Annotated in this window: 6 protein-coding genes; 5 read left to right on the top strand and 1 reads right to left on the bottom strand. The window is 69.8% G+C overall.

The genetic code is table 11. The features are described from left to right. The 5 genes from NZ849_RS07740 to NZ849_RS07720 all read left to right on the top strand — a co-directional run. The coding region (locus NZ849_RS07740; protein WP_295405827.1) for an endonuclease/exonuclease/phosphatase family protein at positions 1-588 on the top strand (588 nt) is incomplete at its 5' end. Positions 589-671: 83 nt separating this feature from the next. Next, positions 672-926 (top strand): antibiotic biosynthesis monooxygenase, encoded by a 255-nt coding sequence (locus NZ849_RS07735; RefSeq protein ID WP_367182959.1) that lies wholly within the window; start codon positions 672-674, stop codon positions 924-926. 624 nt (positions 927-1,550) lie between these two features. Then, complete coding sequence (locus NZ849_RS07730) at positions 1,551-2,939, top strand: phosphoglucomutase/phosphomannomutase family protein (RefSeq protein WP_295386318.1); 1,389 nt, start codon at positions 1,551-1,553, stop codon at positions 2,937-2,939. Further along, positions 2,936-3,907, top strand: a complete 972-nt coding sequence (locus NZ849_RS07725; RefSeq protein WP_295405825.1) for a mannose-1-phosphate guanylyltransferase — start codon at positions 2,936-2,938, stop codon at positions 3,905-3,907. Before NZ849_RS07730 ends, NZ849_RS07725 begins: the two co-directional genes overlap by 4 nt. Positions 3,908-4,765: 858 nt before the next feature. After that, a complete protein-coding gene (locus tag NZ849_RS07720) occupies positions 4,766-6,157 on the top strand; it encodes a replication initiator protein A (RefSeq protein WP_295405823.1) in 1,392 nt (463 codons plus the stop codon). Here NZ849_RS07720 and NZ849_RS07715 read toward each other — a convergent pair. Further along, the coding region (locus tag NZ849_RS07715) for a S8 family serine peptidase (protein ID WP_295405821.1) at positions 6,154-7,458 on the bottom strand (1,305 nt) is incomplete at its 5' end. The two genes, NZ849_RS07720 and NZ849_RS07715, sit on opposite strands and share 4 nt — an antisense overlap.

Below are 7,458 nucleotides of genomic sequence, written 5' to 3'. Positions count from 1 at the left end.
CGCACCGCCCAGGCCCAGGCCCTGGCCGACTGGGTGGACACCCTGAAGGCCGTGGACCCGGACGTGGTGGTGCTTGGGGATTTCAACGCCTACGAGGAGGAAGACCCCCTGGCCCTCCTCAGGGGCCGGGGCCTGGTCCCTCTTCTTTCTGGCCACCACACCTACGTCTACATGGGGCTTTCCGGGGCCCTGGACCACGCCTACGCCACTCCCAGCCTCTCCGCCCAGGTGCGGGGGGCCTTGGCCTGGGCCATCAACGCCGAGGAGCCCAGGGTCCTGGACTACACCCTGGCCAACAAGCCGGACGACCGCTTCGCCCCTGACCCTTACCGCTCCAGCGACCACAACCCCCTTCTCCTCCGCCTGGAGCTCGCCCCCGACCGGCCGCCTTGCGCCGGGGAGGGGGCACGGGTGGTCATCAACGGGCTCCGCTTCCAGCGGCCAGTTCGAGGGCCAGGGCCCGGCGAACGGCCCTACGTCCAGCACCGGGTTGGGCCAGATCGGCTGGAAGCGAATCCTCTCCGGCAAGGACACGGACAACAAGCTCCAGGACTTCCAGTTCGGCCAGGGGTGGGCCAACATAACTAGCCCTACCTCTGCTGCGGAGGGGGCCCCAGTACGCCAAGCGGTTCGAGGAGGTTTTCCAGACTCGGGCCTGCCCGGTGGACCGGATGCCCGCACCCGTCCGCAACCCGGTTCTCAGGCGCAAGGGCCCGGAGGGTCCCTACATCGCCATGACCTTTTGGGAAAGCGAGGAGGCCTTCCGCGCCCGGACAGGGAGCCCGAGTTCCGCAAGGGCCACGCCCGTAGCGCCGCCTTGCCCAAGGAGGCTCTCCGGGGCCCGAACCGCCCGGAAACTTATGGTCTTCTCGCACTCGGAGGGTAGCTACGGCCAGTCCCTACACAGAGGCGCCTCTCACCGATAGCAGGTCACCCGGCAGCCGCTCGGTGGCCCAGGGGAGAGGGCCTTCCCGGCGGCTCCCAGGGTGGAGGCCTGCCCTTGCGGGTCCTCGTAGCCAGGCCTGGGGGCCCTTTGGGGCGGGTGCCGGGAGGGGACCTCGAGCCGCGCTGGCCCAAGCGTTCCGTGGGGCACAGCGGGGAGGTCCCGGGAGGAACCAGAGGCCCGGACCCCGCCTACAGGGCCGACCCGTGGCGCCTCTGGAGCCTGGGCGGCGGGCTCCGCTGGCCCAGGGCCGGCGCTAGGGGGTGCAGGTAGCGGTGCCGGACACCGGGGTGGAGGCGGCCATCCCCCGGACGGCCGCCGGCCGGTGAAGGGAGTGGCCCCCAAGGCTGGCAGGTGCAGGTCTGCGATGGGAACGGGGTCCGCCGGGCCAGCCGGGTGGTGCGGGGGGTGTGCTGGGGGGCGGCCAATCGCCTAGGGGCGCCCTGGCGGAGGCCCCCTGCTCCGCAGCCCTGGGCCTTCCCGGGCCAGGGGCGGAGATGCTAGGCCGGAAGCAGGCCCCCCGAACCCCGGCTGGTGGTGCGCCGCTCCACCCTGCCTGAGGTCTGTTAGAATGCCTCCCGGGCCCCACAGGGGGAGGCATGCGTCCATGCAGCGTGAAATTCGCCTTGGCACCGAGGGTTTTCGCGGCATAATCGGCAGAGAGTTCACCTTCGCCAACCTGCACCGGCTGGCCGAGGCCTACGGCCGCTATTTGCTGGAACGCGGGGGCGGGCGGGTGGTGGTGGGGCACGACACCCGCTTCCAGGCGCAGGCCTTCGCCCAGGCCCTGGCCGCCCACCTGGGGCAGATGGGCCTCGAGGCCCACCTTCTCCCCGGCCCGGTGCCCACCCCCCTGCTCTCCTTCGCGGTGCGGCAGCTGGAGGCTGCCGGAGGGGCCATGGTCACGGCCAGCCACAACCCCCCGGAGTACCTGGGGCTCAAGTTCAAAGACCCCAGCGGCGGGCCCATCGCCCCGGAGGAGGCCCGGCGCATCGAGGCCCTGGTCCCGGAGGAAGCCCGGGAGTCCCAGGGGCCCTACCGGGTGAGCGAGCTCAGGGGGGCCTACCTGGAGGCCCTGGCCCAGCTGGTCAACCTCCCGGCGCTGGAGCGCCTCGCGCAGGAGCACCCCGGCTTCACCCTCTTCCACGATGCCATGGGGGGTGCTGGGGGGGGCCTGCTGCGCCGCTTCTTCGCCCACGTAGGCCTGCCCCTTAGGCTGGTGGAGCTGCGGGCTGAGCCCCATCCCCTGTTCTACGGGGTGAACCCCGAGCCCATCCCCAGAAACCTGGCCGCCACCCTGGAGGCCCTGGCCCCGGCATCCCCTCCCAGCTTTGCCGTGGTCACCGACGGGGACGCCGACCGGGTGGGGGTGGTGCTGGCCGGCGGCCATTACTTCAACCCCCACCAGGCCCTGGCCGTTCTGGCCCATCACCGCTTCCTGCAGGGCCGGCGGGGCCGGGTAGTCAAGAACTTCGCCGTGAGCTGGATTTTGGACCGGCTGGGGGCCCGGCTCGGCTTCGAGGTGCAGACCACCCCCATCGGTTTCAAGTGGATCAAGGTGGAGTTCCTGCGGGGAGATGTCCTGATTGGCGGAGAGGAGTCCGGGGGCATCGGCTTTCCCGAACACCTTCCCGAGCGGGACGGCCTGCTGGCCGGGCTGCTCTTGCTGCAGAGCGTGGCCGAGAGGGGGCTCGAGCTCGCGGAGCAGTTCCGCCAGATCGAGGCCCTCACTGGGCTCACCCACGCCTACGACCGGCTCGACCTGCCCCTGAAGGCCCCTCTCGACCTCACCGCCCTGGAGGAGCCCAGGCCCCTGGCCGGCCTGCGCCCGGTGGGGGTGGAGCGGCTGGACGGGGTGAAGTGGCTCTACCCCGAGGCCTGGCTGCTCTTCCGCCCCTCCGGCACGGAACCGGTGCTGCGCCTTTACGCCGAGGCCACCTCCCCCGAGCTGGTGCAGGCCCTGCTGCGCGAGGCGCGGGGGGTGGTGGGCGTATGAGGCAGATCGCGGTGATTCTGGCCGGGGGAAAGGGGGAGCGCTTCTGGCCTCTTTCTACCCCCGAACGGCCCAAACCCTTCCTGCGGCTCTTCGGCCCTCAGAGCCTGATCGAGGCCACCGGCCAGCGGCTAAGTGCCATCTTCGGGCGGGAGAATGTCTTTGTCGTGGTGCCGCCCCAGTTTGCCGGGCTGGTGCGGGAGCACCTGGCCTGGCTGCCCGAGAGCAACCTGCTCCTAGAACCTGAACCCAAAGACACCGCTTTTGCCGTGGCCTTTGCCCTGCGGCAGCTACCCGAGGGCCTGCTGGCCTTCTTCCCCGCCGACCACCACATCGGCGATGAGGCCGCCTTTGCCCGGGACGCGAGCCTTGCCCTAAGGGCAGCCCAGGAACTCCCCGGCCTCTTCACCGTTGGGGTCCCGGCTGCCTACCCCGCTACCGGCTACGGCTACCTGGAGAAGGGCCCGGAGGTCCGGCCCGGGGTGTACCGGGTGGCCCGCTTCCGGGAGAAGCCCAACCAGGAGCTGGCCGAGGAGTTCGTCGCCAGCGGGCGGCACTACTGGAACACCGGCATCTACCTGGCCCAGCGCACGGTCTGGCTGGAGGAGTTCACCCGGTACGCCCCTTGGGTGCTGGAGGGCCGGGGGGAGAGGATCAGCCTGGACTACGCGGTAAGCGAGAAGAGCGAACGGGCCTACATGGTGCTGGCCTCCTTCCCCTGGGACGACCTGGGCGACTGGACCGCGCTGGAGCGGCACTTCCCCAAAAACGGAGCCAACACGGAGCTGGCCCGGCATGTAGGGCTGCACACCCGGGGGTCCATCATCTACGCCCCCGAGGACGAGCTGGTGGTCACCATCGGGCTGGAGGACACGGTGGTGGTGCGGGAGGGGAAGGTTACCCTGCTGGTGCGCAAGGAGATGGTGTCCGAGCTCAAGAAGGTGTTGCCGCTGCTGAAGCCCCGGTCCTGAGGGGCTACTCCCGCACCCCAAAGAGCGAACCCAAGGTCATATAACGCGGCGGCAGGGGCTCCCCGCCGGGGCCGGGGATGGCCGACCCGCTGTCGTGGGCCCAGGCAACCCACATGGCTCTGGACCCGCCCCCGCCCTGCCAGTAGGGCGTGTTGAGGAGCGCCCAGGCACCCGCCGTGCTGGGGCTGATCCCTGTAGCCGTTGCAACAGGGCCAGCCTGGCCCCCTCCCCCACGAGGCCGGTTGGGGGAGCAGCCCTCACCGGGGGCAGGGTGTGAGGGGAGCGGGGGTATCGGAATACTTGGCCAATTCCACCAGCAGGAAGTATCGGAATACTTGGCCAAATCAGGCAGAAACCCTGTCCTGGAGGGGAAAATTTGCGGCCAGGGAAAGTATCGGAATACTTGGCCAATTGCCGCTCCGAAGTATCGGAATACTTGGCCAATTGCGCCCCGCCAGCTATCGGAATACTTGGCCAATTGCCGCTCCGAAGTATCGGAATACTTGGCCAGTAGAGGGGGGTCAGGTATCGGAATACTTGGCTAGTTTGGGGGGGTAGTATCGGAATACTTGGCTAGTTCGCAGCTCCAAATATCGGAATACTCGGCCAGTTTGGGGGCAAAATTGTCGGAATACTTGGCCAATTTGGCCTTAGAATTCAAATCCTGCACGCAATTCCCGAAGGGCCCTTGATGATGAATTTTAATTCATCAAAAAGCTTTCTTCTTTTTTTATTTCTTTTAAAAGTCATCATCAAGCGGCGCATGGCCGACCACCCCACCGCCCCATTGGGGCAGGGCCAGCCCCCCCACCACAGGCCCCTGGGCCACTGCGCGGCACAGGGGTTATAATCCCGGTAATGCCGCGGAAAAAGCCCGAAAGCACCGAGGTTGAGCGCTTCGACGAGGCCAACGTGGCCAGGCTGGGGCTTATCAGCATCCAGGAGCGGATTCCGCCCGACTTCACCAGCTGGACGGTGGACTTCGACCTGGATGGGCGTCGGGCCCGCCTCTCCTGCGTGGCGGTGGCGGAGCACGGGGGGGTTCCCCATGGGCTGGACAACGACGTGAGCCTGGCCCTGATCAACCTCTACCAGGAGGCCGGCTGTCCTGAGGATGGCACCATTGTGACCACCGCCTACCGCATCCTGTCCATCGTCGGCTGGGACACCAGCGGCCACTACTACCAGGCCCTCAAGGAGAGCCTGGAGCGCCTGACCACGGCCACCTACACTGCCAGCGAGGCCTGGCGCAGCGGGCGGAAGTGGACCACGGTGACCTTCCGCTACATCGAGCGGCTGGAGTACACCAGCGAGGACGATAAGCTACACCTCTCGGGGCCCAGCGTGCTCAGGATCCGCCTGGCCCGGGAGATCGTGCAGTCCATCCGGGCCAGGTACCTGAAGCCGCTGGACCTGGGCTTCCTGACCTCGCTTGACCGGCCCCTGACCCGGGCCCTCTACCGCCTGCTGGACGCCCAGCGGGTCTCGCCGGATGGGGGAGAGGTAACCCAGTTCCGCACCAACATCGTGGAGTGGGCCAAGGCCTGCAAGATCGTGGACCAGACCCCCACGCGGGTGCGGCGCACCCTTGAAGGGGCCCACAGGGAGCTCATCGAGCGGGGCTACCTGGCGGCGGTGGAGTACCGCGGGCGGGGGAACAGGCAGGAGATCATCTACACCTTCGCCCAGCCGGCCCACCCAACGCCCGAGGCGGCGGAGGTGCTGGAGCGGCTCTGGGCCTGCGGGGTGGCCCGGCCGGTGGCGCAGAGCCTCCTCGCCCTGTACGGCCTGGAGCGCCTGCGGGAGCGGCTCCGGCGCTTTGAGGCCATCCTCCAGTCGGGCTACGCTCCCCGCAACCGGGCCGGCTTCCTGGTGGACGTGATCCGCGACGAGGAGGACAAGTACGCCGACCCCGAGGGGTTCGTCTCCGAGATGCGGCGGAGGGCCGAAGCGGCCCGGAGCCGCCGCAACGAGGCGCTGCGGCGGGAGGAGGAGCGCCAGCAGCGCCATGTGGAGGCCGGATGGGATGAGCTCGACGCCCGGGGCCGGGCAGCCAAGGCGGTGCGGATGCTGGCCCTGATCCTGGGCAAGCACCTGCCCACCCGCTACTACAGCGGCCTGGCCGAGGCCTTCGAGCAGGGGGCGCTGCCGCCCAGGGAGACAGTGGAGGCGGCGGTGAAGGCCCAGGTGGAGCTGAGGCTGCAGGACTTCGCCCAGGCCCTCATCGCGCGGCTGGACCAGCTAGGCTAGCGGCGGGCCCGCTCCAGCGCGGCCTTCTGCCGCTCGGTGATCCGGTACTGCGGGCCGATGCCGAAGTCCACCCGCAGGTTGCCGGGCCGGACCAGCTCGGGGTAGACCCCAAGGTAGTCGAGGGGGTCGACCCGGCCGTTGGCGTTGAGGTCCTTCCAGGCGAGGACCACGTACTCTCCCTGGGCCACCTGCTCGAAGCGGAACGGGGCGCTCCTAGCAGCCTGGCGCAGGATGAGGGCGCGGCTCTTCCCACCCTCCTCCGCCAGCCCGTCGCAGGGCTCCTCCTCCCGCCCGGTCAGGTAGCAGGCGTAGACCAGGGTCCCCTCCAGGGTGGCCGTCCGCGGCCCCTCCACCACCTGGAGGGGCAGGGGGAGTTCCTCGCCCGCGGCGCGCAGGCGCAGGGTGAAGCTGCCTGTAGGGGTTGCATCGCTCACGGACAGCTCCAGCGTGCGCCGGTCGCCCTCCCCGGTGAGGCGGCCCTGGACCCCTCGAGGCAGGTCCAGGAGCTCCAGGCTGACCGGCCCCGCGAAGCCGCCGAAGCGCTCGATGAACACCTGGAAGCTCCTGCGCCCGCCCCGCACGAGCGGGGCTTCGGCAGGAAGAGCCCGGAGCTGGAAGCCCTGGTACCCCCCCTGTAGCCGGCGCAGCGCCGCCTCGGCGTCGATCAGGCCGGCCCCGCAGTCCCGTGGGGCGAGGGGGGGCAGGTCGGGCCCCTGCTCCAGCGCGGCCGAGGGCCGCCCGGTGCAGGCCGTGCCGTCCAGGGGCCGGGCGGTGTCCTGCAGGACGGAGAGGGCCTCCGCCGGGGTGAGGCCCGGCCTGAGGCTCCTCAGGAGGGCCACCACCCCGGCTACGTGGGGCGCGGCCATCGAGGTGCCCATCTCGAACCCGTAGATGAGGTCGCGCCGATTGGCCACAATGGTCGAGAGCACCCCGTCGGGGTTTCCGTCGCCGTCCCGGTCCTCGGTGGTGTCCCCCCCAGGGGCCATCAGGTCGGTGCGGGGGCCGTAGTTGGAGTAGAAGGCCCGGTAGCCCCTGCGCTCGGTGGCCCCCACCGCGATCACCCCGCTGCAGCTCGCCGGGGCGAACTCGTGGGTGGGCAGGGCTTCGTTCCCTGCCGCAGCGACCACCACCACCCCCCGGCCCCGCACCCGCTCGAAGGCCTCCTGGAGTGCCGGGGACAGGGAGCAGCTGGGCGAGCCGCCCAGGCTCATGTTGATCACCTGGGCGGGGTTGGGGTTGGCTGGGGCCCCGGGCACGCTGAAGCCCGCGGCCCAGAGGACGCCGTCTATGATGTCCGAGTC

This window comes from Meiothermus sp. (assembly GCF_025060375.1).
GTDB lineage: Bacteria > Deinococcota > Deinococci > Deinococcales > Thermaceae > Meiothermus.
The sequence above is the reverse complement of the archived record's forward strand: the minus strand, read 5'-3'. Positions and strand labels throughout refer to the sequence as shown.

Bases quoted from the DNA above. Each gene is read 5' to 3' on its own strand.
- NZ849_RS07720 (WP_295405823.1), top strand. From the start codon at position 4,766: ATGCCGCGGAAAAAGCCCGAAAGCACCGAGGTTGAGCGCTTCGACGAG.
- NZ849_RS07730 (WP_295386318.1), top strand. From the start codon at position 1,551: ATGCAGCGTGAAATTCGCCTTGGCACCGAGGGTTTTCGCGGCATAATC.
- NZ849_RS07735 (WP_367182959.1), top strand. From the start codon at position 672: ATGCCCGCACCCGTCCGCAACCCGGTTCTCAGGCGCAAGGGCCCGGAG.
- NZ849_RS07725 (WP_295405825.1), top strand. From the start codon at position 2,936: ATGAGGCAGATCGCGGTGATTCTGGCCGGGGGAAAGGGGGAGCGCTTC.